Here is a 21,589-nt window from a genome sequence, read left to right as displayed (position 1 = left end):
GTCGAGCACTGTGACGAAAGGACCACCATGAGTACGGACACCTCCGAACCCGACCTTCCCGAGTCGGACCCCGAGGACTCGATCTTCAGCGACGACGACGGCGTGCTCTACGACGACGAGGTGACTCCGGAATTCGGCATTCTCGGATTCACGCTGCGTGAACTGCTGATCGTGGGCGTATGGGTGGTGGCCTTCGTGCTGTCCTTCTTCCCGCTGACCGGCGGCCTCTCGCTCTGGGGGATCGGTATCCAGTGGATCCTCCCCATCGCGCTTCCCACCGTGGCCGTCTTCCTGCTGGTGCTGCGCCGCTTCTCGCCGGATGGCATCCGCCGAGTGGGCTCGCTGGGCATCGACCAGTTCGCCTCCGTGGCGTTCTCCGTCGCGGCCGTCGTCTGGGTCGGGAATCTGTGGCTCTCGATCTCCGGGCTGATCGCCACCGGCTACTGGGGGCTCCCGTGGAACGGCGTGGGGATGGTCATCACGTCTCTCGCGCTGGTCGTGCTCACGGTCTTCGCCCCGATCATTCCGGGTCTCAAGGAGGACTTCCACGGCCGCCTCGTCACGCTCGCGCATCGCAATGCGAATCCGGTGCGCCCGGTCATCGCGCGCCCGCGCCCCGAGCCCGCTCCCGTCGCCGAGTCGACCGTTTCCCCCAGCAGCACCGAGCCCGAGGTCACCGTCGATGCGTCAGGGCTGCCCCCGGTGACCGGCCTCGACATCGAGACGACCGGGCGACAGGCGACTGACGAGATCGCCCGACTCGACCTCGCGGAGCAGGTGCCTCTCACGGCGCATGCCTCCGGCGGTGGCGTCGGGACCGACCAGGACACCTCCGACGAGGACTATGTGCCCGCCTACTCCCGTCGATCCCGCGGACAGGAGCCCGAGATCGTCTCGGACACCGGAAGCATCGAGTCGCTGCTCGAGACCGCAGCGACCTACGAGACCGGCGATGTCCTGGCCGAAGCGGAGCCCCGCATCGTCGAGGGCTTCGCCGACGCCGATGCTGATCTCGACGCGACGAATCCTCGCGAGGCGGCTCCCGCCGCGCAGCCGTTCTGGATCCTCGCCGCCTCCGAACGGGATGTGCATGACGAGCGAGGAGAACCGCTGTTCCGCATCGGGCCGAGTGCCTGGGCCCTCGTGATCGAGGACCGTGGAGGTGCGTACGTTGTCCGACATGACGACGGACGGATCGGCTACCTCCACGACATCTCCGACATCTCGAAGGGCTGAAATGCGCACGATCGATCTGCGGGGGCGCGAGCTCTCGCCCGCTGACATGCTCGCGGCCGTGCCGCGCGCCACGCAGGCTCGGGCGGAGGCGCTCGACACCGCCGCCCGGATCGTCGAGGACGTGCGCGTTCGCGGTGAGGCCGCTCTCCGTGAGCAGGCGGAGCAGTTCGACCGGGTGACGGGCCACGAGGTGCGGGTTCCCGCCGCGCACATCGCCGACGCCCTCGCATCCATCGAGCCCCCCGTCCGCGCTGCGCTCGAAGAGGCGATCGTGCGCGTGCGCCGTGGGTCCGAGGCCCAGGTGCCGGCGCCTCAGACCACCGAGATCGGCCCTGGGGCGCGCATTCTGCAGCGGTGGCAGCCCGTGCACCGCGTGGGCGTCTACATTCCCGGCGGCAAGGCGGTCTACCCGTCGAGCGTGATCATGAACGTGGTTCCCGCGCAGGTGGCGGGCGTCGAGCAGATCGCTCTGGCGTCTCCACCGCAGGCCGATCAGGGCGGTCGGATCCATCCGACGATCCTTGCGGCCGCCGGCCTGTTGGGCGTCACCGAGGTCTACGCCATGGGGGGAGCCGGCGCGATCGGCGCCTTCGCGCATGGCGTTCCGTCGCTCGGCCTCGACCCCGTCGACGTGGTCTCCGGCCCGGGGAACAACTATGTCGCGTCTGCGAAGCGGGCCGTCGCCGGCGTCGTCGGGACGGATTCCGAGGCCGGTGCGACCGAGATCCTCGTCGTGGCCGATGCCGATGCCGATGCGAGACTCATCGCTGCGGATCTGGTCAGCCAGGCGGAGCACGACGAACAGGCTTCCGCCGTCCTGGTGACGGATGCTGCCGGGCTCGCGGATCAGGTCGCCGTCGAGGTCGAGCGGATGGCGGCGGTCACACGCCACAGCGAGCGTGTCGGGGCGGCTCTGAGCGGTCCGCAATCCGCGATCGTCCTCGTCGACGACCGTGCCATGGCGACGGCTTTCAGCAACGCCTATGCTCCGGAGCACCTCGAGCTGCACCTCGCCGACGCCGCAAATGCGGCGGCGGCGTTCACCAGCGCCGGTGCCGTCTTCGTCGGCGACCAGACTCCCGTCAGCCTCGGTGACTACATGGCGGGAAGCAACCACGTGCTTCCGACCGGTGGTCAGGCGCGGTATGCGCCCGGTCTCGGGTCCTACACGTTCCTGCGCCCGCAGCAGGTCATCTCGTATGATCGCGCGGCGCTGTCAGTCGTTCGCGCCGGTGTCGTGGCCCTCGCCGAAACCGAGGTGCTCCCGGCACACGGCGAGGCGATCGAGGCGCGTTTCACGGCGTAGGATCGGTCAGATGCACTGCCCCTTCTGTCGTCATCCCGACTCCCGTGTCATCGACTCGCGCACCAGCGACGACGGGCTGTCGATCAGACGCCGCCGCCAGTGCCCGGAATGCGGGGGCCGGTTCACCACGACCGAGACGGCGAGCCTCAACGTCATCAAGCGCTCCGGCGTCATGGAGCCGTTCAGCCGCGAGAAGGTCATCTCCGGCGTGCGCAAGGCCTGTCAGGGGCGGCCGGTGACCGAGGCCGACCTCGCGATCCTCGCGCAGCGTGTGGAGGAGGCCGTTCGCCAGACCGGTGTCTCGCAGCTCGACGCGAACGAGATCGGTCTCGCCATCCTGGGCCCGTTGCGTGAGCTCGACGAGGTCGCGTTCCTCCGCTTCGCCAGCGTCTACCAGGCGTTCGACTCGCTCGAGGACTTCGAGGCGGCGATCACCGATCTGCGGGCCGACCACACGAAGCAGGAGTCCGCGGAGCGGTAATCTGGCAGGGATGTATCCGCTGCTCTTCCGCGCTGTCCTCTCGCGCTTCGACCCCGAGTTCGCCCACCACGCCGGCATGGCGGTGATCCGCGTTCTCGGCGTGCGCCCCCTCTCCTGGGCGACGCGTGCCATGACGCGCCCGGACCCATCGCTGCGTGTCGAGGCTCTCGGTCTCACCTTCCCCTCGCCGTTCGGCATCGCGGCCGGGTTCGATAAGAACGCGGTCGGGGTGCGGGGCCTGGCAGCTCTCGGCTTCGGGCACGTGGAGGTCGGCACGCTCACCGCGATCCCGCAGGAGGGCAACCCCAAGCCGCGTCTGTTCCGTCTCATCGCCGATCGTGCCGTCATCAACCGGATGGGCTTCAACAACGCGGGCGCGGACGCGGCAGCGCGCCGTCTGGCCCGTCTGCGCCGTGGAGCGCCCGACACGGTGGTCGGCGTCAACATCGGCAAGAGTCGGGTGGTGGACGTGGAGAACGCGACGGCCGACTACGTGGCTTCCGCGACTCGTCTCGCCCCGCTCGCCGACTACCTCGCCGTGAACGTGTCGTCGCCCAACACGCCGGGGCTGCGCGGGCTGCAGGCGGTGGAGACCCTCGCCCCGCTCTTGCGGGCGGTCAAGCAGGCCTCCGGTGCCACGCCGCTGCTCGTGAAGATCGCACCGGACCTTCCGGACGAGGAGATCGCGGCGATCGCGCAGCTGGCAGTGGCCGAAGGACTCGCCGGCATCATCGCGAACAACACGACCATCAGCCGAGACGGCCTGCTCTCGGATGCGGCGAAGGTCGAGGCCGCCGGCGCCGGTGGTCTGTCGGGGGCGCCGTTGAAGCGGCGCTCGCTCGAGGTGCTGCGCGTCGTGCGAGGCGCGGTTCCCGCCGACTTCTGCGTGATCGCGGTCGGCGGTGTCGAGACCGCTGCAGACGTGCAGGAGCGTCTGGAAGCCGGCGCCACTCTCGTGCAGGGTTACACGGCGTTCCTGTACCGCGGTCCGTTCTGGGGCCGCGAGATCAACAGGGGACTGATCAGTCGGGGTACTGCCCGCGCTTGACCTGCGGCTTCGGCAAGCGCATGAATCGCATCTGCAGGGCCCGCATCGCCGCGTACCAGCCGAGACCGCGCTCGAGACGCTCCTTGCCGAACTTCGCCGCAGCCTTGCGCTTGACCCGCATGGCCAGCAGGACCATGCCGCCGATCGCGATCACCAGGTACCCCATCATCACCAGGTACGCGTAGAACGAGATCATCATGTTCGTGGGCAGCAGCGAGGCGAGGATGACCAGCACCATGACGCCCATCACGAACTCGGCCGGGTGCCAGCCCGCATCGACGTAGTCGCGCACCCAGCGGCGCTGAGGCCCCTTGTCGCGGACGGGGAGGTACTTCTCCTCGCCGGCGGCCATGCCGGCCTGTGCCTTGGCTCGGCGCTCGTTGAGCTCGGCCTTGGCGGCGGCTTTGGCCTCTTTGGTGTTGGCGACCAGGGGGCGGCGGCGGGCAGCCTCCTGCTCCGCACGGGTCGGCGTCGCGCGCCCCTTTCCGACGGCGGGCGTCTCGGGGGCGTCGTCGTTCGTCGAAGGGGAGACAGGGGTAGTGGCCACGGAGTTCCTCGGTTCGCTGCGGGGGATCACCTTAAGATTACTCGCATGACCTCTCCTGTTCCTCCCCGTGAGCCCGATGCCGCCGTCCTCGAGGCTGTGGCGACCGGTATCCCCTCCGCGTTGTCGGACCTCGGCCACCTCGTGCGCATCCCGGGAATGGCCTGGCCCGCGTTCGATCAGACCCAGCTGGAGCGCAGCGCGGAAGCCGTGGCTGCGCTGGCCTCGGACACCGGTGTCTTCGACGAGGTGCGTGTGCTCCGTGCCGCGATCCCGGGCACCGATGAGCAGGGACAGCCGGCAGTCCTCGCCACGCGCGCGGCCCGCAACCGCAAGCCGACGATCCTGCTCTACGCGCACCACGACGTGCAGCCTCCCGGTGATGACGCCCTCTGGGAGACCCCGCCGTTCGAGCCGACGGTCCGTGACGGGCGTCTGTACGGACGCGGCGCCGCAGACGACAAGGCGGGGATCATGGCGCACATCGCGTCGATCCGAGCCGTACACGAGGTGCTGGGGGACGACCTCGACCTCGGTATCGCGATGTTCATCGAGGGGGAGGAGGAGTACGGGTCTCGTTCCTTCGCTCAGTTCCTCTCCGACAACAAGGAGGCGCTCCGCGCGGACGCCATCGTCGTCGCCGACTCCGGCAACTGGGATTCGGTCACCCCGGGCCTCACCGTCTCGCTTCGCGGGAACGCGCGCTTCACGCTGCGCGTGCGCACCCTCGATCACGCGTCCCACTCGGGGATGTTCGGGGGAGCGGTGCCCGACGCGATGATGTCGACCGTGAAGCTGCTCTCCACGCTGTGGAACTCCGACGGATCGGTGGCGGTGGCGGGGATGACTGTGCGCGATGCGCCCACTCCCGATTACACCGAGGCGACACTCCGTGACGAGGCAGGGCTCCTGCCCGGCACCACTCCGATCGGTGACGGCACGATCCTCAGCCGGATCTGGAACAAGCCCGCGGTGACGGTGATCGGCATCGACGCGACGAGCGTGGCGGCGGCATCCAACACCCTGCTTCCCGAGGTCACGGTCGTGATCAGCGCTCGTGTCGCGCCCGGGCAGACGGGGCAGGCCGCGTATGACGCCCTCGAGAGCCACCTGCGGGCTCACGCTCCGTTCGGCGCGGAGCTCACCTTCTCGGATGTCGACCTGGGGGATGGCTTCCTCGTCGACACCAGCGGCTGGGCGGTGCAGCTCACGCGCGACGCGATGCACGACGGCTACGGGGTTCCGCCGGTGGACCTGGGCGTCGGCGGTTCGATCCCGTTCATCGCCGACCTGGTGCGGGAGTTCCCGGCCGCGCAGATCCTCGTCACCGGTGTCGAGGACCCGCATTCGCGGGCGCACAGCCCCAACGAGTCGCTGCACCTCGACAGCTTCCGCCATGCGGTCGCGACCGAGGCGCTGCTGCTCACCCGCATGAATGCTGCAGAACTCTGAGCCTCACAGGATCTGCGGCGGTAGAATCGTCCGAGAAGCCGTGCACCTGCGGCCCGTCACAAGGAGCGACATGAGCGACACCACACTCTCCCCAGAGACCACCCGCGCACACGGCGTCACCCTGACCGACGCTGCCGCCGTCAAGGTGAAGAACCTCCTCGAGCAGGAAGGCCGCGACGATCTCCGTCTTCGCGTCGCCGTGCAGCCCGGCGGATGCTCGGGCCTGATCTACCAGCTGTACTTCGACGAGCGCTACCTCGAAGGCGACGAGACCGTCGACTTCGACGGCGTCGAGGTGATCATCGACAACATGAGCGTCCCGTACCTCGACGGTGCGGCGATCGACTTCAAGGACACGATCTCCGAGCAGGGGTTCACGATCGACAACCCCAACGCAGCGGGCAGCTGCGCCTGCGGCGACAGCTTCCACTGATCGTCCGTCTGCCGAACGGCCGCCGTCACCATGGGTGACGGTGGCCGTTCCGCTTTCGGAACCTGCGTGGTTGGCATGAATCAGGTGTGAGGTTGCCCTAGACTTGGGTGTGCTCTGTTCGCGATCTGAAAGGTGCATCGTGCCCTCGAAACGCAGCCTTCGTTGGGCCGCACTCCCTGTGGGAGTCGTGGCAGCCTTGGCCCTGGCGGGATGTTCTCCCACCGAGCTGAACGGCTTTCTTCCGGGCTTCGTGGAGGGTGGCCCCGCAGCCACCAATCAGACCGAGCGCGTCTCCTCGCTCTGGGTGAACTCCTGGATCGTGCTTCTCGCCGTCGGCATCATCACCTGGGGCCTGATGGCCTGGGCCGCGATCGCGTACCGTCGCCGCAAGGGCCAGACCGGCCTCCCGGTGCAGATGCGCTACAACATGCCGATCGAGATCTTCTACACGATCGTGCCGCTCATCCTCGTGCTGGGTATGTTCTTCTTCACCGCTCGTGATCAGACCGAGATCGAGGCCAAGTGGGACGAGCCCGACGTCGAGATCACGGCGATCGCCAAGCAGTGGGCGTGGGACTTCCAGTACGACGGTGAAGAGGAAGACAACTCCGACGCCGTGTGGACGATGGGCATCCAGGCCCAGCCCGACGCCGAAGGCAACATCGATCAGTCGCAGCTGCCGACCCTGGTTCTGCCGGTCGACAAGAAGGTCACGATCGACCTGCAGTCGCGCGACGTCATCCACTCTTTCTGGATCATCGACTTCCTCTACAAGAAGGACATGTTCATCGGGAAGGACAACTCCTGGTCGTTCATCCCCACCCGTGAGGGCGAGTACGCCGGCAAGTGTGCCGAGCTCTGCGGTGAGTATCACTCGATGATGCTCTTTAACGTCAAGGTCGTCTCTCAGGACGACTACGACGCGTACCTCGAGTCGCTCGAGGAGAAGGGCAACACGGGCGACATCACCGACGCGTACGACCGTCTCTCGAACTTCCCGGGGACGACCCCGAAGACCGACACCGAGGAAGGAGGGGAGTAAGTCATGTCGACCACAGAAGCTCCCCGTACCGACGAGACTCCCCAGTCGCGTCCGACCACTCTGCCCGCCCGCCAGGCCGCTCTCATGAGCTCCTCGCGCGTGGAGCAGAAGGGCAACATCGTCGTCAAGTGGATCACCTCCACCGACCACAAGACCATCGGGTACATGTACCTGATCGCGTCCGTGCTGTTCTTCCTCCTCGGTGGAGTGATGGCCCTCGTCATCCGCGCCGAGCTGTTCGCGCCGGGCATGCAGATCGTCCCGACGAAGGAGCAGTACAACCAGCTGTTCACGATGCACGGCACGATCATGCTGCTGATGTTCGCGACGCCGCTCTTCGCGGGCTTCGCCAACGCGATCCTGCCGCTGCAGATCGGCGCCCCCGACGTGGCCTTCCCGCGTCTGAACGCGTTCGCCTTCTGGCTCTTCCTCTTCGGCTCGACCATCGCGGTCGCCGGCTTCCTCACCCCGCAGGGCGCGGCCTCCTTCGGATGGTTCGCCTATCAACCGCTGGCCGGTGCGTCGTTCTCGCCGGGCGCGGGTGGAAACCTCTGGATGGTCGGACTGGGCATCTCCGGTTTCGGAACCATCCTCGGTGCCGTCAACTTCATCACCACGATCATCACGATGCGCGCTCCCGGCATGACGATGTGGCGCATGCCGATCTTCTCCTGGAACACGCTCATCACGAGCCTGCTCATCCTGATGGCGTTCCCCGTGCTCGCGGCAGCGATCTTCGCCGCTGCAGCGGACCGCATCCTCGGCGCTCACATCTACGACCCCGCCAACGGCGGTGTCCTGCTGTGGCAGCACCTGTTCTGGTTCTTCGGCCACCCCGAGGTCTACATCATCGCTCTGCCGTTCTTCGGCATCGTGTCGGAGATCTTCCCGGTCTTCAGCCGTAAGCCGATCTTCGGATACAAGACGCTGGTCTACGCGACGATCGCGATCGCCGCTCTCTCCGTGGCGGTGTGGGCGCACCACATGTACGTGACCGGATCCGTGCTGCTGCCCTTCTTCGCCCTCATGACGATGCTCATCGCCGTGCCGACGGGGGTGAAGATCTTCAACTGGATCGGCACGCTCTGGCGAGGATCGGTGACCTTCGAGACTCCGATGGTCTTCGCACTCGGATTCCTCGTTTCGTTTGTCTTCGGCGGTCTGACCGGTGTCATCCTCGCGGCCCCGCCGCTGGACTTCGCGCTCTCCGACTCGTACTTCGTCGTCGCTCACTTCCACTACGTGGTGTTCGGCACCGTCGTGTTCGCCATGTTCGCCGGCTTCTACTTCTGGTGGCCGAAGTGGACCGGTCGCATGCTCAACGAGCGTCTCGGGTACGTGCACTTCTGGATGCTGTTCATCGGCTTCCACATGACGTTCCTCATCCAGCACTGGCTGGGTGTCGACGGCATGGTGCGCCGCTACGCGGACTACTCCGCAGCAGACGGCTGGACCTGGCAGAACCAGGTCTCCACGATCGGTGCGATCATCCTCGGCGCCTCGATGCTGCCGTTCTTCCTGAACGTGTGGATCACGGCCCGCAAGGCTCCGAAGGTCACGGTCAACGACCCGTGGGGCTACGGTGCTTCGCTCGAGTGGGCGACGTCGTGCCCGCCGCCGCGGCACAACTTCACGTCGATCCCGCGTATCCGCAGCGAGCGTCCCGCGTTCGACCTGAATCACCCGGAGGCTGCCGAGTTCGCGACCACGGCGCCCGGCGAGCGAGAGGCCCACTAAGTCATGCGCGACAACGTCATTCTCTGGTGGGTGCTGACAGCGTTCTTCGCCCTCGTCGGTGTCGTCTACACCGGCTGGCACATCCTGGTCACTCCGTCCGACAACTTCGCGATGCGGATCGAGTGGGTCGGCACTGTCGCCCTGTTCTTCGCAGCCTTCATGGCGGCGATGGTCGCGTTCTATCTCGATCGCACGCACAAGGCGCAGAACGGTGAGCTGCCGGAAGACATCCTGACGGCGGACATCGACGACGGTGACCCCGAGCTCGGCGAGTTCAGCCCGTGGTCCTGGTGGCCGATCGTGCTCGCGGCTTCGGCCGGTGTCTTCGTCGTCGGCCTTGCTGTCGGACACTTCCTGCTCCCGATCGGACTCGCGATCTTCGTCGTCGCGATCGTCGGCTGGGTCTACGAGTACTACCGCGGCAACTTCGCCCGCTGAGACATCTGAATAGAAGAAGGCCCCCGGATTCGTCCGGGGGCTTTCTTCGTGTACGCGCCAGTGGGCCGGTTCGTGTGCGGGCGGCGGGATCTTCATGACCTCGTTCGGGCCCGTGCGATGCCGGTCAGTGGGTCGACAGGACGGCAGTGCACACCGTCGGCGTCGCCCAGAGAGCGAATGCCGTCAGCGTGTACGCATCAGAGGGTGGCAGTCATCTGCACGCGAGGGCCGTACCTGAAGAGCCCGAGGGCGGTCTCCGTGTCGATGAGGGAGCGGAGCAGAGCGGAGTCCGGCTCGGTCTCCGTGAAGCCGCAGGAGGCGTAGAACGGCGCGTTCCAGGGGACGTCACGGTAGGTGCGGAGGGTGATCGTACGATGTCCGCGGTCTCGGGTCTCAGAGAGCGCCGCCTGGACGAGCCGACGCCCGATCCCGCGCCGGCCGTACGTGGGCAGCACAGAGAGCTGCTCCAGATGAGCGTGCCCGTCGATCTCCAGGACGTGCACGAAGCCCACGGGGCCCGAAGAGGGGGCTGAGGCCTCGTGGGGCTCAGCGACGAGCACGAAGCCCGGCATCGAAGCGCGCTCCCGAGCAGTGGTCGGGGGCGGCCAGTCGACCGCGTCGAAACGGTCGACGAGCAAAGTATCCGCCGCGGCTTCGATCTGCTCGGTCTCCGCGTCATCCGCCGGATGCGCAGGACGTACTCGGATCTCCATGGTCACTCTCCTGCGACGGCGGCGATGGCCTCGATCTCGACGAGCTGGTCATCGTAACCGAGCACCGTGACACCCAGGAGGGTGCTGGGGACGTCGTGGTCGCCGAAGGCAGCGTGGACCACGTCCCACGCCGTGACGAGGTCGGCCTGCGCGGAGGAGGCCACCAGCACTCGTGTGCTGATGACATCGGTGAGGTTCGCGCCAGCGACGTCGAGTGCTGCCTCGAGCGTCTGCACGCATCGGGCCGCCTGAGCCGCGTAGTCGCCCGGTGCGGCGGTCGTCCCGTCGTCGTTCAGAGGGCAGGCTCCCGCGAGGAAGATGAAACGCGAACCCGCCGGTGCAGTGGCGGCATAGGCGTAGGGGGCGTCGGCGAGGGCAGTGGCGCGGATCAGCTGGACGGCGGATGACATGGTTCGATCCTCTCATTCACGGATTAACGATGAAGGCCCCGTCCGTGCGGACGAGGCCTTCATCGTGGGGGAGTGGCGACTACTCGCCATCCTCCTTCTTCTTGCGAGGCTTCTTCACCGGCTCCGTCGCGATGACCGTGCTGGGGGTGTTCGGCGTCTCGTCGACGTGCGTCTCATCGACCGTGAGCGGGGCATCAGGGAAACCGGCGCGCTCGTGAGCGCCCTGGATCTCTGCGGCCTCGGTCTCGTCGTTCTGAGCCGTGACGTGGTGCTGGTGTGCATCGGCTGCTTCGACCTCGGCCTGCGTGAGCGGGGCGAGACGATCTTCGAAGAACCAGCGCGAGATCGAGGAACGGAGGTTCTCCGTCCACGGGATGCGGCCCTTGGCGTTCGGGCGCACCACGAGCGGCTCGTAGGAGTCGACATCGATGAGCTTCCAGCGGTCGTACTGGTCGACCGGCTGGTGCACCTCGATGAACTCGCCGCCGGGGAGGCGCACGATGCGCCCCGACTCGAAGCCGTGCAGCACGATCTCGCGGTCCTTCTTCTGCAGCGCGATGCAGATGCGCTTGGTGACGAAGTATCCGAGGATCGGGCCCAGGAAGAGCAGCGCCTGCAGGGTGTGGATCACGCCCTCCATCGTGAGCATGAAGTGCGTCGCGATGAGGTCGGACGAGGCCGCAGCCCAGAGGACGGCGTAGAAGATGACGCCGGCCACGCCGATCGCCGTACGCGTCGCCGCGTTGCGGGGACGCTGTGCGATGTGGTGCTCGCGCTTGTCGCCGGTGACCCACGCCTCGATGAACGGGTAGATCGCGACGACCACGATGAACAGGCCGAGCACAAGCACGGGCGCGATGATTCCGAAGGACCACGTGCGGTCGAGGAACACGATATCCCAGTTCGACGGCGCCAGACGCAGAGCGCCGTCGGCGAAGCCGATGTACCAGTCCGGCTGCGTGCCGGCGGAGACAGGGGAGGGGTCGTACGGGCCGTAGTTCCAGATCGGGTTGATCTGGAAGAACGTCGCGATCATGACGATCACGCCGAACACGATGAACAGGTAGCCGCCCATCTTCGACATGTAGACCGGCATCATCGGGTAGCCCACGACGTTGTCGTTCGTGCGGCCGGGGCCCGCGAACTGCGTGTGCTTGTTGATGATCATCAGCATCAGGTGCACGACGATGAGCGCGATGACGAGCATCGGCAGCAACAGGATGTGCAGCGTGTACAGACGTCCGACGATGTCGGTCCCGGGGAACTCGCCGCCGAAGAGGAGGAACGAGGTCCAGGTGCCGATCAAGGGGAGACCCTTGATCATGCCGTCGATGATGCGGAGGCCGTTACCCGAGAGCAGGTCGTCGGGAAGCGAGTAGCCGGTGAAGCCCTCTGCCATTGCGAGGATGAACAGGACGAAGCCGATGACCCAGTTGAGCTCACGCGGCTTGCGGAACGCGCCGGTGAAGAACACGCGGAGCATGTGCACGCCGATGCCGGCGATGAACACGAGCGCCGCCCAGTGGTGGATCTGGCGGACCAGGAGCCCGCCGCGCAGGTCGAACGAGATGTGCAGCGACGACTCGAGCGCCGCCGACATCTCGATACCACGCATCGGCGCGTAGGCGCCGGTGTAGTGGGTCTCGACCATGGATGCCTGGAAGAAGAACGTCAGGAAGGTTCCGGAGAGGAACACGACGACGAAGCTCCACAGCGCGATCTCGCCGAGCATGAACGACCAGTGGTCGGGGAAGATCTTGCGTCCGAGCTCCTTGACGAAGCCGGAGAGGCTGGTGCGCTCGTCGATGTAGTTCGACGCGGCACCGACGAAGCGACCGCCGAGGGGCGCTTTGGTGTCCTTGTCCTCTTTGGACAGCGTTGCGGTGCTCAATGGCGCTCCCAGAAGCTCGGGCCGACGGGTTCCTTGAAGTCGCTGCGTGCGACCAGGTAGCCCTCGTCATCGACGGTGATGGGCAGCTGCGGCAGCGGACGAGCCGCCGGGCCGAAGATGACCTTGGCGTGGTCCGTGACGTCGAACTGCGACTGGTGGCACGGGCACAGCAGGTGGTGCGTCTGCTGCTCGTACAGAGCCACAGGGCATCCGACGTGCGTGCAGACCTTGGAATAGGCGACGATGCCGTCGTAGGACCAGTCCTTGCGGTCCTCGGCCTCGATCAGCTGCTCGGGGCGCAGACGCATCATCAGCACGATGGCCTTGGCCTTCTCCTCGAGGTAGCCGTCGTGGTGGCTGAGCGTCGCGAGCTCTTCGGGGATCACGTGGAACGCCGACCCGAGGGTCACGTCCGCGGCGCGGATCGGGGTGCCGTCGGGGTCGCGGACGAGGCGCGCACCCTTCTCCCACATCGTGTGCTTGAGGAGAACGACCGGGTCGCCCGCGGTGGGGTCATCCGGCGTCGAGTGCGGAGCGAGACCACGGAAGAGCGTGACGCCCGGGATGACCGAGGCGACGAGTGCGGCGAACAGCGAGTTGCGGATCACCGTGCGGCGTCCGAAACCGGACTCCTCGTTCGCGTCGGAGAAGGCCTGGATGGCCGCCTCGCGGGTCGCGTCCTTGCCACGAGTGGGGTGGCGGTGCTCGATGAACTCCTTGTCGGACATGAGCGCCTTGGACCAGTGGATCGCACCGATGCCGAGGGCCAGCAGCGCGAGGGCGATGCCGAGACCGATGAAGAGGTTGTTCTGCCGGATGTCGATGAGCGCGCCGCTCTCGATCGGGAACAGCATGTAGGCGGCGACCGCCCAGATGCTCCCGGCCAGCGAGAGGTAGAACAGCGTGTAGACAGTGCGGACAGCGGCCTTCTCAGCGCGCGGGTCCTTGTCGGTCATCCGCTCGCGGTGCGGCGGAAGCCCGGGGTTCTGCACGGGATCGCTGACTGCGACACCCAGCCCCGGAGAGGGCTGGTAGGCCCTGTCAAGAGCCTGCGAGTCGTCGTCGTGTGCCATGGTGCTCCTCGTACGTTCCTCTTCGATGAATAAGCGTCAGTTGGACTTCGCCGTGATCCACACGGTGATGGCGACGAGCGCGCCGATTCCGAAGATCCAGACGAACAGGCCCTCGGAGACCGGTCCGAGCGAACCGAGCGAGAATCCGCCGATCTGCACGGACTGCTGCTGGAAGAGCAGCGCCGAGATGATGTCGCGCTTGTCCTCGTCGGACAGGTTCATGTCGCCGAAGACCGGCATGTTCTGCGGGCCGGTGACCATCGCCGCGTACATGTGCAGCGCGCTGGTCTCCTGGAGACCGGGTGCGTACTTGCCCTCGGTGAGCGCTCCACCCGCTGCGGCCACGTTGTGGCACATCGCGCAGTTGACGCGGAACAGCTCGGCGCCGTTCGCGACGTCACCTTCTCCGTCCAGGATGTGGTCGGCGGGGAACGTCGGGCCGGGAGCCTCGGACTGCACGAACGAGGAGATCGCGAGGATCTGGTCCTCGGTGAACTGCGGTGCCTTCTGCGGCGCCTGCGGTCCCTGCATCTGCAGGGGCATGCGACCGGTCGACAGCTGGAACTCGGTCGCCAGCTCGCCCACGCCGTACAGGCTGGGGCCGTTGGCGGTTCCCTGCAGGTCGAGACCGTGGCAGGTGGCGCAGTTCGCCTGGAACAGCTTCTCGCCGTCTTCGACGGTCAGCTGCGTCGACGCGGTCGGCGTGTCGGATGCGGCGAACGCAGCCGTCGCACCGGCGTACACGGCGCCGGTGATCATGAGGCCTGCTCCGATGAGCGCGGCCGCCGCCAACGGGCTGCGACGACCGCTGGAACGGCGCTTCTTCTCTCGTGCCATCTCGGGGATCAGCTCCGCTCTTATTTCAGGAAGTAGATAACGAGGAACAGCACGATCCAGACGACGTCGACGAAGTGCCAGTAGTAGGACACCACGATCGAGGAGGTCGCCTCCTTGTGCCGGAAGTTCTTGACGGCGTATGCGCGTCCGATGACGAGCAGGAACGCGACGAGGCCGCCCGTGACGTGAAGGGCGTGGAAGCCGGTCGTCAGGTAGAAGGCGGAGGCGTACGAGTCGGCGTTGATCGGCATGCCTTCAGCGACCAGCTGTGCGTACTCCCACACCTGGCCGGAGACGAAGATCGCGCCGAGGGCGAAGGTGAGGAAGAACCACTCGACCATTCCCCAACCGAAGAGGCGACGGCGTCCGGCGCCGTTCTTCTGCCCCTTGCCGATCTTGTAGGGCTGCAGGTCTTCTGCCGCGAACACGCCCATCTGGCACGTGAACGAGGAGAGGACGAGGATTGCAGTGTTCACTGCGGCGAACGGGACGTTCAGCAGCTCGGTCCGGTCTGCCCACAGCTCCGGGGAGGTGCTGCGGAGCGTGAAGTAGATCGCGAAGAGTCCCGCGAAGAACATCACCTCACTGCCGAGCCACACAATGGTGCCGACAGCTACCGGGTTGGGCCGCTTAATCGTTCTCGCCGCCGGGGCATACGTCGCTGAGGTCGTCACCCCTCCATTATGGCCGATCCTGGGGCGTGATTCTTGCACCCACGACCTTCGAATCGCCGGACCTGGACTTAGGGGACCCTAAGAAAACACTGCGAATACCCGGTGAATCCGCGGGAAACAGGGGGTGGGCACGGAGTGCGCATGCGTGCGGAAGCATCTGCATGTTTTCTCCACGCCGATAGGATCGCACACATGCCTGATTCGTTGACCTGGCCCGACGTGCTCACCTCGCTGTTGGAGCGCCGCGATCTCAGCGTCTGGGAGTCCACGTGGGCGATGCGTCAGATCATGCAGGGTGGCGTGAGCGAGGCGCAGCTCGCCGGTTTCCTCGTCGCTCTCCGTGCGAAGGGCGAGACGATCGACGAGATCGTCGGGTTCCGCGATGCGATCCTCGAGGCCGCCGTGCCGCTGCCGGTCTCCCCGGACGTGCTCGACATCGTCGGAACCGGAGGGGACCGCGTCGGTACGGTCAACGTGTCCACGACCGCGGCGATCATCATCGGTGCCACCGGCGTGCCCGTCGTGAAGCACGGCAACCGTGCGGCCAGCTCCGCCTCCGGATCGTCGGACGTGCTCGGAGCGCTCGGCCTGGAGCTTTCTCTGAACCCCGCCGACGTGGCATCCATTCTCGACCGCACCGGCATCACGTTCGCGTGGGCCGGGGCGTTCCACCCGGGCTTCAAGCACGCAGGCACCGTGCGTGCCGAGCTCGGGGTGCCGACGGTCTTCAACATGCTCGGCCCGCTGTGCAACCCGGCGCGTGCCGAAGCCAATGCCGTCGGTGTCGCGCAGATCGAACGGGTGCCGCTGATCACGGGCGTGTTCCGCACCCGCGGCGCGACCGCACTCGTCTTCCGCGGCGACGACGGGCTCGACGAGCTGACGACCACCGGACACAGTCGTATCTGGGAGGTCACCCGGGGAGACATCCACGAGCACGACCTCGACCCCCGCGACCTCGACATCCCGATCGCCGATCTCGCCGACCTGATCGGCGGCTCACCGCAGCACAACGCCGAGGTGCTCCGGCGCACGCTCGCGGGGGAGACCGGCGCGGTACGCGACATCGTGCTCCTCAACGCCGCTGCCGGAATCGTCGCCTTCGAGCTCTCGCAGGACGCCACGCAGGTGCAGCGGCCCATCCTGGAGCGGTTGCGCGCGGGGTACGACAAGGCCGCGGCGGCGGTCGACGACGGTCGTGCCCTGGCCAAGCTCGATCAGTGGATCGGCGTCAGCCGCGAGCTGGCGGCACCCCAGGAGTGATCGTGGATCCCGTCGACGCGCTGCTCGAGATCGCCTCCCTCCTCGAACGCGAGCGTGCGTCGCGGTATCGGGCGAAGGCGTTCCGCCAGGCCGCGGCGACTCTGCAGGATCTGCCCGACGACGTGCAGGCCGATCCGACGAGGCTTCGTGCGGCAAAGGGCATCGGAGAGTCCACATTCGCGGTCATCCGTCAGGCGCAGGCGGGTCGGATTCCCGACTATCTCGTCGAGTTGCGCGGCGACGTCGAGCCGGAGCGCGTCTCGGCGCTGCGTGCCAAGCTGCGCGGTGACCTGCACGCGCACACCGACTGGTCGGACGGCACGACACCCATCCCGGTGATGGCCGCGGCCGCGCGGGCGCTGGGACACGAGTATCAGGCGATCACGGATCACTCTCCACGACTCCGGGTGGCACGCGGGTTGTCTGCCGAGCGCCTTCGTGAGCAGATGCCGTTGGTGCGTGCCGAGTCCGGCGACGGATTCACTTTGCTCGCGGGGATCGAGGTGGACATCCTGGAGGACGGCACACTCGACCAGGAGGATGGGCTGCTCGCGGAACTCGACATCGTCGTGGCCTCCGTGCACTCCAAGCTGCGCATGGACGCACGGCCGATGACGGCGCGGATGATCGCCGCCGTCTCGGATCCTCGGGTGAATGTACTCGGGCATTGCACGGGCCGGCTCGTGCAGGGCGATCGGGGAACGCGTCCGCCGTCGGCGTTCGACGCCGCAGCCGTCTTCGCCGCCTGCGCGGAGAACGGCGTGGCGGTGGAGATCAACTCGCGGCCCGAGCGGCAGGACCCTCCGGACGAACTGATCGCCATCGCGCTCGACGCGGGGTGCCTGTTCTCCATCGATTCGGATGCGCACGCACCGGGGCAGCTGTCGTTGCTGGATCACGGCGCCGAGCGCGCGGAACGGGCGGGGATCCCCGCATCACGGATCGTGACGACCTGGGGCCTATCCCGTTTGCTCGCCTGGGCCGAGTGAGTCGGGCCCGCACGCCGATCAGTCGGCCTGCAGGGCAGCCTTCGACACGGCTGCGACCGCCCGCGTCATGGAACCGCCGAGGTTCCACTTCTCGGCGAGAGCGGTGGCGGCGTCGACCTCGGCGGGGTCGAGGACGCGGAGCGGGATGCCGGGGGCGCTGATCGGCAGCGAGGTCGCCACGGCGACCACGGTGGGTGCGACCTCGAGGTAGTCCGAAGCCGCCAGGACCTTCGCGCGGACTCCCGCGCTCATCCCCTCGCCGGCTTCCGCCGCGGCGCGGATGCCGGTGAGGTCACTGTGCGTCTGGAGGAGGGTCGCCGCTGTCTTCTCTCCCACGCCGGGGACGCCAGGGAGCCCGTCGGAGGCGTCACCGCGCATGGTCGCGAAGTCCGCGTACTGAGACGGGAGGACCCCGTACTTGGCGACGACGGTCGCATCGGTCACGATCTCTAGGTTGCTCATGCCGCGCGCGGTGTAGATGACGCGCACGTCGCGGGCGTCGTCGACGAGCTGGAACAGGTCGCGGTCGCCCGTGACGATGTCGACCGGCATCGTGGCGTCGGTCGCGAGTGTGCCGATCACATCATCGGCCTCGTGTTCCGCGACGCCGATGATGGGGATGCCGATGGCGGCGAGCGTCTCGCGGATCAGAGGGATCTGCGCCTCGAGCGGGTCGGGGATCTCCTCGACGTCCGGCCCACTGGCCACGATCTCGACGACGCGATGGGTCTTGTAGCTCGGGATGAGATCGACGCGCCACTGCGGGCGCCAGTCGTCGTCCCAGCACGCGATCACATGCGTCGGCTCATACAGGGTGACGAGCTTGGCGATGATGTCGAGCAGACCGCGGGCCGCGTTGATGGGCGATCCGTCCGGCGCCGTCACTTTGTCGGGAACGCCGTAGAAGGCGCGGAAGTAGAGGCTGGCGGTGTCGAGCAGCATGAGGCGGTCGGCGCGGGTCATGGACTCAGCGTAGAGCGCGGTCGGCCCGCGGTCAGCAACCGGGCGCACCGGGTTGCTCGACGCAGGTGCGAGCGACCAGTGCGGTCTCTGCTTCGTAGACACGGATCTGCCGCGCCGGGCCATCGATGGACAGCTCGCCGTCGATCGGGAACCACCCACCGCCGATGTCGACCTCGGCGGTGTAGTGGACGGTGACGTGCGCCGAGTACGTTCCGCGCTCGCGATACGAGTGGCTTGTCGGGGTCGGGGTGAACTGCGCCTGACCCAGCGTCGCCCAGGACTGGCCGCCCGTATTCGAGGTGGCCGAGGTGCCGTCGCCGAACGCGAAGGTGAATCGGACCGGGGTGAAGCGCACGCTGATCGGTCTGTCGAAGAGCGTGCCGGCGCGCGTGTGCACGGATGCCGCGGCCACGAAGTTCGTGGGCATGCCTGCGATGCCGACATTGCCCGGCTCCCCGGCGGTGGTGACGGGTGCAGGAGCGAACTGTGCGACGTCGGTGATGGTGAGGGGGTGGCCTTCGTCGTTCGTCACCCGCTCAGCGGTGAAGTTGCAGGACGCCTGGCGGACGGGGTCGGTTGTGCAGGGCTTCGGTTTCTCGGGACTCGTACGTGGGTCGGTCGGAGAGTTGGGGGACCGGGAGGTGTCGTGGGGCGATCGGGTATCGGTACCGGAGACAGACAAGCTGGAATTTCCCATAGAGATTGCCGCACTCCCGAGAGGGGATTCCTCCTGAGAGTCGGCTGCGGTCGTCAACAGAGAGGCCGAGATTGCAAAGGCAATTAGAACCACTGACCTCAACATTGCACTTCGGAGGTTCTGCTTGCGGAGTCGATGGTTAGGCGTGCATGGTCGCGCACGAAGGTAACGTTGAGCGCATAAACGTCTGGGCGACCTGGATCTACTTGCGAATTGCCTTCTGAGTCCGTGACCGTCACATCGCTCACATCGAGGCACACGTTGGCTGTGACCGTTTCGAACGGCTCGGTTGCGAGCGTTCCGACGAAGGACGTGACTATTGTCTGTCCCTGGATCGTCATTCCATCCGCGTGCATGGCTGAATAGGCCTCGCGGTCAGCCGCTTCGAACTCCCCGCTCGACAAGTCAAATAGTGGCTCGAACGTGGAGGGGTCTGCCGTATCGAGCTCGTTTAGTCGAGCAGTGAATTCCCGATACGTCGCCTCGGCGGCGGCGAAGGCCTCTTCTTCCGAGGCGAAGGCGGGCGTCGGAGTGGGTGAGGGTGAAGGATCGGGCGCGCAGCCGACGAGCAGGAGGAGGGCGCTCGTCAAGGCTGCGGCGCGCGCGAACGAGCGGGAGGAAGGCGTCGGGGAGATCACCCGGTCACGCTAACTCGGAGGGCCGCCTGCCCGTTCGAGTTATCCACAGCTCGCGACGCCGGAATCCGACTTCCTCCGGGATCCGAAGTTCTGATAGCCTTAACCGTCACTCGTGGCGTGCATGCGCATGCCCTCGTGGCGAGAAAACCAAAATCCAACCGCTGAGAAGCATGCAGTCGGCCGTGCGCGGCCGTTGAGTCTCAGCCCGAGTCTCCATTCAACAAGGACAACCCACTACATGACTACCGCAACGACCGCCCCGGCCACCAAGCAGGTCGCCATCAACGACATCGGATCTGCTGAGGACTTCCTGGCCGCGGTCGAGAAGACCCTGAAGTTCTTCAACGACGGCGACATCATCGAAGGCACGATCGTCAAGATCGACCGCGATGAGGTCCTCCTCGATGTCGGCTACAAGACCGAGGGTGTCATCCCCTCGCGCGAGCTCTCGATCAAGCACGACGTCGACCCCAACGAGGTCGTCGCTGTCGGCGACCTGGTCGAGGCCCTCGTTCTCCAGAAGGAGGACAAGGAAGGCCGTCTGATCCTCTCCAAGAAGCGCGCACAGTACGAGCGTGCCTGGGGAGACGTCGAGAAGATCAAGGAGAACGACGGCGTCGTCACCGGTACGGTCATCGAGGTCGTCAAGGGTGGACTCATCGTCGACATCGGCCTCCGTGGCTTCCTGCCGGCGTCGCTCATCGAGCTGCGTCGCGTCCGCGACCTCACGCCGTACCTCGGCCAGGAGATCGAGGCCAAGATCCTCGAGCTCGACAAGAACCGCAACAACGTCGTCCTCAGCCGTCGCGCGCTGCTCGAGCAGACGCAGTCGGAGTCGCGCACCACGTTCCTGAACAACCTGCACAAGGGTCAGGTCCGCAAGGGTGTCGTGTCGTCGATCGTCAACTTCGGCGCGTTCGTCGACCTGGGTGGCGTGGACGGCCTCGTGCACGTCTCCGAGCTGTCCTGGAAGCACATCGAGCACGCCTCCGAGGTCGTCGAGGTGGGCCAGGAGGTCACCGTCGAGATCCTCGAGGTCGACCTCGACCGCGAGCGCGTCTCCCTGTCGCTGAAGGCGACGCAGGAAGACCCGTGGCAGGTCTTCGCCCGCACCCACGCGATCGGTCAGGTCACGCCGGGTAAGGTCACCAAGCTCGTTCCGTTCGGTGCGTTCGTCCGCGTCGCAGACGGCATCGAGGGCCTCGTCCACATCTCCGAGCTCTCCAGCAAGCACGTCGAGCTGGCCGAGCAGGTCGTGTCGGTCGGCGAAGAGGTCTTCGTCAAGGTCATCGACATCGACCTCGAGCGTCGCCGCATCTCGCTGTCGCTGAAGCAGGCCAACGAGTCGGTCGACCCCAACGGCACCGAGTTCGACCCGGCTCTCTACGGCATGCTCGCCGAGTACGACGAGAACGGCGAGTACAAGTACCCGGAGGGCTTCGACGCCGAGACCGGTGCGTGGAAGGAAGGCTTCGACGCCCAGCGCGAGGCATGGGAGCAGGAGTACGCTGCAGCCCAGGCTCGCTGGGAGGCGCACAAGGCTCAGGTCGTCAAGGCGGCCGAGGCCGAGGCCGCAGCCGGAGAGGACTTCGGCGGAGGCCAGTCCTTCACCAGCGAGGTCGCCGGCGCCGGCACCCTCGCCGACGACGAGGCTCTCGCGGCTCTGCGCGAGAAGCTCTCGGGCGGCAACGCTTAAGCAGCACTCTGAATCGGGTCGCCACCTC

At 66.7% G+C, this 21,589-nt stretch carries 22 protein-coding genes; 12 read left to right on the top strand and 10 right to left on the bottom strand.

The window, feature by feature from the left end; translation table 11 throughout:
- The first annotated feature begins 27 nt into the window (after positions 1–27).
- From CQ034_RS05560 to CQ034_RS05545, 4 genes are read left to right on the top strand one after another with little or no spacing between them, the layout of a single operon-like run.
- Positions 28–1,236 carry a hypothetical protein gene (locus tag CQ034_RS05560; protein ID WP_105710181.1) on the top strand — a complete coding sequence of 403 codons (1,209 nt, stop codon included), beginning with the start codon at positions 28–30 and terminating at the stop codon, positions 1,234–1,236.
- 1 nt (position 1,237) lies between these two features.
- Positions 1,238–2,542 carry a histidinol dehydrogenase gene (gene hisD, locus CQ034_RS05555; RefSeq protein ID WP_105710180.1) on the top strand — a complete coding sequence of 435 codons (1,305 nt, stop codon included), beginning with the start codon at positions 1,238–1,240 and terminating at the stop codon, positions 2,540–2,542.
- 10 nt (positions 2,543–2,552) lie between these two features.
- Positions 2,553–3,023, top strand: coding sequence for a transcriptional regulator NrdR (gene nrdR, locus CQ034_RS05550; RefSeq protein ID WP_105710179.1), 471 nt, complete (start codon positions 2,553–2,555; stop codon positions 3,021–3,023).
- 10 nt (positions 3,024–3,033) lie between these two features.
- Positions 3,034–4,071 (top strand): quinone-dependent dihydroorotate dehydrogenase, encoded by a 1,038-nt coding sequence (locus CQ034_RS05545; RefSeq protein ID WP_105710178.1) that lies wholly within the window; start codon positions 3,034–3,036, stop codon positions 4,069–4,071.
- Here CQ034_RS05545 and CQ034_RS05540 read toward each other — a convergent pair.
- Positions 4,046–4,618 carry a DUF3043 domain-containing protein gene (locus CQ034_RS05540; RefSeq protein WP_029261581.1) on the bottom strand — a complete coding sequence of 191 codons (573 nt, stop codon included), beginning with the start codon at positions 4,616–4,618 and terminating at the stop codon, positions 4,046–4,048. The two genes, CQ034_RS05545 and CQ034_RS05540, sit on opposite strands and share 26 nt — an antisense overlap.
- 45 nt (positions 4,619–4,663) lie before the next feature.
- Here CQ034_RS05540 and CQ034_RS05535 point away from each other — a divergent pair, with 45 nt between their 5' ends.
- From CQ034_RS05535 to CQ034_RS05515, 5 genes are all read left to right on the top strand, one after another.
- A complete protein-coding gene (locus CQ034_RS05535; RefSeq protein ID WP_105710177.1) occupies positions 4,664–6,067 on the top strand; it encodes a dipeptidase in 1,404 nt (467 codons plus the stop codon).
- Positions 6,068–6,137: 70 nt separating this feature from the next.
- Positions 6,138–6,500 carry an iron-sulfur cluster insertion protein ErpA gene (gene erpA, locus CQ034_RS05530; RefSeq protein ID WP_029261583.1) on the top strand — a complete coding sequence of 121 codons (363 nt, stop codon included), beginning with the start codon at positions 6,138–6,140 and terminating at the stop codon, positions 6,498–6,500.
- Between the two features lie 139 nt (positions 6,501–6,639).
- Positions 6,640–7,542, top strand: coding sequence for a cytochrome c oxidase subunit II (gene coxB / locus CQ034_RS05525; RefSeq protein WP_029261584.1), 903 nt, complete (start codon positions 6,640–6,642; stop codon positions 7,540–7,542).
- 3 nt (positions 7,543–7,545) lie between these two features.
- A complete protein-coding gene (gene ctaD, locus CQ034_RS05520) occupies positions 7,546–9,279 on the top strand; it encodes a cytochrome c oxidase subunit I (RefSeq protein WP_029261585.1) in 1,734 nt (577 codons plus the stop codon).
- 3 nt (positions 9,280–9,282) lie between these two features.
- Positions 9,283–9,717, top strand: a complete 435-nt coding sequence (locus CQ034_RS05515) for a cytochrome c oxidase subunit 4 (RefSeq protein WP_029261586.1) — start codon at positions 9,283–9,285, stop codon at positions 9,715–9,717.
- Positions 9,718–9,914: 197 nt separating this feature from the next.
- Here CQ034_RS05515 and CQ034_RS05505 read toward each other — a convergent pair whose 3' ends face one another.
- The 6 genes from CQ034_RS05505 to CQ034_RS05480 all read right to left on the bottom strand — a co-directional run bounded on the left by CQ034_RS05505 (position 9,915) and on the right by CQ034_RS05480 (position 15,219).
- Positions 9,915–10,430, bottom strand: a complete 516-nt coding sequence (locus tag CQ034_RS05505) for a GNAT family N-acetyltransferase (RefSeq protein ID WP_105710176.1) — start codon at positions 10,428–10,430, stop codon at positions 9,915–9,917.
- A gap of 2 nt (positions 10,431–10,432) precedes the next feature.
- Positions 10,433–10,840 (bottom strand): RidA family protein, encoded by a 408-nt coding sequence (locus CQ034_RS05500; protein ID WP_105710175.1) that lies wholly within the window; start codon positions 10,838–10,840, stop codon positions 10,433–10,435.
- Between the two features lie 79 nt (positions 10,841–10,919).
- Complete coding sequence (locus CQ034_RS05495; RefSeq protein WP_105710174.1) at positions 10,920–12,731, bottom strand: cytochrome bc complex cytochrome b subunit; 1,812 nt, start codon at positions 12,729–12,731, stop codon at positions 10,920–10,922.
- The gene (locus CQ034_RS05490; RefSeq protein ID WP_105710173.1) at positions 12,728–13,804 is read right to left on the bottom strand and encodes a ubiquinol-cytochrome c reductase iron-sulfur subunit; all 1,077 of its coding nucleotides are present in this window, start codon (positions 13,802–13,804) and stop codon (positions 12,728–12,730) included. Before CQ034_RS05490 ends, CQ034_RS05495 begins: the two co-directional genes overlap by 4 nt.
- A 36-nt stretch (positions 13,805–13,840) precedes the next feature.
- The gene (locus CQ034_RS05485; RefSeq protein WP_029261592.1) at positions 13,841–14,641 is read right to left on the bottom strand and encodes a c-type cytochrome; all 801 of its coding nucleotides are present in this window, start codon (positions 14,639–14,641) and stop codon (positions 13,841–13,843) included.
- 20 nt (positions 14,642–14,661) lie between these two features.
- Positions 14,662–15,219: a heme-copper oxidase subunit III gene (locus CQ034_RS05480; RefSeq protein ID WP_205828862.1), complete on the bottom strand. Its 558-nt coding sequence runs from the start codon at positions 15,217–15,219 to the stop codon at positions 14,662–14,664.
- A 288-nt stretch (positions 15,220–15,507) separates the two neighbouring features.
- Between CQ034_RS05480 and trpD the strand changes: the two genes are divergently transcribed.
- Together trpD and CQ034_RS05470 are read left to right on the top strand one after the other, a co-directional pair.
- Positions 15,508–16,578 carry an anthranilate phosphoribosyltransferase gene (gene trpD / locus CQ034_RS05475; protein WP_029261594.1) on the top strand — a complete coding sequence of 357 codons (1,071 nt, stop codon included), beginning with the start codon at positions 15,508–15,510 and terminating at the stop codon, positions 16,576–16,578.
- A 2-nt stretch (positions 16,579–16,580) separates the two neighbouring features.
- On the top strand, positions 16,581–17,567 hold the full coding sequence (locus tag CQ034_RS05470; protein WP_181156214.1) for a PHP domain-containing protein: 987 nt from the start codon (positions 16,581–16,583) through the stop codon (positions 17,565–17,567).
- 18 nt (positions 17,568–17,585) lie between these two features.
- Here the strand turns inward: CQ034_RS05470 and CQ034_RS05465 are convergent, their stop codons facing one another.
- From CQ034_RS05465 to CQ034_RS05455, 3 genes are all read right to left on the bottom strand, one after another.
- Positions 17,586–18,530, bottom strand: coding sequence for a 5'-3' exonuclease (locus CQ034_RS05465; protein WP_105710375.1), 945 nt, complete (start codon positions 18,528–18,530; stop codon positions 17,586–17,588).
- A gap of 31 nt (positions 18,531–18,561) precedes the next feature.
- Positions 18,562–19,062, bottom strand: a complete 501-nt coding sequence (locus tag CQ034_RS05460) for a PKD domain-containing protein (protein ID WP_181156213.1) — start codon at positions 19,060–19,062, stop codon at positions 18,562–18,564.
- A 263-nt stretch (positions 19,063–19,325) separates the two neighbouring features.
- Positions 19,326–19,865 carry a hypothetical protein gene (locus CQ034_RS05455; RefSeq protein WP_105710171.1) on the bottom strand — a complete coding sequence of 180 codons (540 nt, stop codon included), beginning with the start codon at positions 19,863–19,865 and terminating at the stop codon, positions 19,326–19,328.
- A gap of 238 nt (positions 19,866–20,103) precedes the next feature.
- On the opposite strand from CQ034_RS05455, the gene rpsA reads away from it, so the two are divergent.
- Positions 20,104–21,561 (top strand): 30S ribosomal protein S1, encoded by a 1,458-nt coding sequence (rpsA, locus tag CQ034_RS05450; RefSeq protein WP_105710170.1) that lies wholly within the window; start codon positions 20,104–20,106, stop codon positions 21,559–21,561.
- Positions 21,562–21,589 lie beyond the last annotated feature (28 nt).

The sequence above is a fragment of the Microbacterium sp. MYb45 genome, assembly GCF_002979655.1.
In the GTDB taxonomy this organism is placed as follows: Bacteria; Actinomycetota; Actinomycetes; order Actinomycetales; family Microbacteriaceae; genus Microbacterium.
Note: the sequence above shows the minus strand (reverse complement) of the source record. Positions and strands in the feature narration are given on the sequence as shown.